Raw genomic sequence first — 2150 nt, forward strand, 5'->3', positions numbered from 1 at the left:
AATGTAAGATTAAATCTCAACTATTACATTATGTGTATATATATTAATTTAAAAAATACTCTAAAGTGGTTACGACTCGTATTTTTTTATTTATAGACTTCGAAGCCATTTGGTTGTTCAAGTAATCGTCAGAAGAAGTTTGCAAAGCAGGGCTTATAGAAAATATACCTTGATTAGCTTTTTTAATTGACCAACTTTACTACCGGAATCATTCGCAAATCTTGCTGCTGATAATCGAGCATTTTTAATAGCTTCAGTTAGCATTTCTGGTTTAATATCATTGAATTTAGTATATTCATAATATGGCTCTCTATTATTATTGCCATCAGTACCAAATGTAATGCCTTTTTGAATAAATAGATTTTTTTCTTACTTACTTTATCGACCAAATTCACATTTTTGCTTTTAAGAATAATTGTTGCATTAATAATATAACGAGAATTTTGAATATTTGAGTCTCGCTAACTATTAATCATTAAATCATTTAACTGATAATTACCAAGAGAAATCTCCTCTTTGTTAAAACCTTGATCAACTAAAAAGCTAATTATAGCAGCTCTATCAGTTTCTATTTTCTTATTAATTTCTGATAAATTATTACCGGTAGCTGCAATGGTGATCGGCCATATTGCAAGATCTGCGCTAACTTCTTTTTCTGCTAACCCTAGCACAACAACTGTTCTATCAAGTAATTTTGCTTTTAAGAATGAATTACTGACTAGAGAAGCTGAGATTATGATACCAGCTGCTATTATAAAAGATGCTATTATTTTGCTCATATTTTTATTCTTCCTCATCTTATACCGTTATTATTAAATTTTAATAAAATTTAATGGTTATAGTTTAACTATATTGGAACTATATCATCAATCATAGGCATATTAGAAGTTACAATTATTTCTAATACGCATAATAGTTTGTCTACTTATATTAAAATGTTTTGCAATAGCTGCAATAGTCATGCCATCTTGTAATTGTTGTACGACATGTATTTTTTGTGATTCTGATAAGATTTGAGGGCGCCCAAGAATTTTACCGTTTGATTTAGCTCTAGCAAGACCGGACTGCGTACGTTCAATTAATAAGTCACGTTCAAATTGTGCTACGATATTAATTACGCCCATAGTCATTTTTCCTGCTGAACTAGCAAGATCTATACCTCCAAGTGCCAGACAGTGGACTTTAATGCCCATTATTTCTAATTTAGCAACAGTAGTACTGACATCAATAGCATTACGCCCTAATCGATCTAGTTTTGTTACGACTAGCAGATCATTTTTTTCCATTTTATCGAGCAGACGTGCAAATCCTTTGCGTCTGCTAATTGGCATTGATCCAGATACTGTTTCAGTAATTACTCTATGAGGTTCGATATTAAAACCTGCTGTTTTGATTTCTTGAACTTGATTTTCTGGGCTTTGGTCAATTGTAGAGACACGAGCATAGATGAAGGTACGAGACATTATGTTATATTATTATATTGTGTTACATTAATTGTATCAAAAAGGGTGTCCTGAATATAACATATGTCCTAAAGTAGGTCAATATATTTTTAGGACATTAGAATTAGAGATGTCCGAAAACGACCCTTTTTGGACAGATAGAGTGCTACTTTTTTTGAGATATAAGAGTTTTGTGAAATCGCTTTTATGAACTATGTTTAAAATTAGAAGCACAAAGGTTTAACTTGTGTTTTAATCAAACTGTATGTTGCTACCGTGGCCGATTACCTCTATATTATTATTGTTACCTCCTCTTAAACTAGGTATGAATTCTTGAGCCTCTACATTTAAACCGATCTGGGACAAGTATTGCTTACCTTGGATATAATTACCCCCGCAACCATAAACACAATTTAGCATTCGAGCATAATACTGTATAGCCTCAGTTTTCAAATCATTTAGCAGTAGTGTTGATCCTGCAAATTGATGGCTTTTAATTTGCTTCAACATGTCGTAATTATATGTTTTGTTTAGTCCTGGCATTTTTCTAATCCTTTGCTTTAATATATAATTGCATTTCTTGGTTTAAAGGCATAATAAAATTATGATGCAAGTTAATGTACAATGCGTGATGCGTTATCACTCATCTTCTTGTTGAGACCTCATTAAATACCTCTGATTATCTGTAATAGTTGAGATTTAATCTTA

Annotated in this window: 3 protein-coding genes; all 3 read right to left on the reverse strand. The window is 31.5% G+C overall.

Going from position 1 to position 2150, the window contains the following annotated elements:
- Nucleotides 1-461: 461 nt before the first annotated feature.
- Nucleotides 462-779, reverse strand: a complete 318-nt coding sequence (locus KYQ89_RS00185) for an SIMPL domain-containing protein (protein ID WP_218459791.1) — start codon at nucleotides 777-779, stop codon at nucleotides 462-464.
- 102 nt (nucleotides 780-881) lie between these two features.
- The gene (locus KYQ89_RS00190; protein WP_218459792.1) at nucleotides 882-1463 is read right to left on the reverse strand and encodes a recombinase family protein; all 582 of its coding nucleotides are present in this window, start codon (nucleotides 1461-1463) and stop codon (nucleotides 882-884) included.
- Nucleotides 1464-1694: 231 nt separating this feature from the next.
- Nucleotides 1695-1985 carry a hypothetical protein gene (locus KYQ89_RS00195; protein WP_218459793.1) on the reverse strand — a complete coding sequence of 97 codons (291 nt, stop codon included), beginning with the start codon at nucleotides 1983-1985 and terminating at the stop codon, nucleotides 1695-1697.
- Nucleotides 1986-2150 lie beyond the last annotated feature (165 nt).

The organism is Rickettsia sp. TH2014 (genome assembly GCF_019249195.1).
GTDB lineage: Bacteria > Pseudomonadota > Alphaproteobacteria > Rickettsiales > Rickettsiaceae > Rickettsia > Rickettsia felis.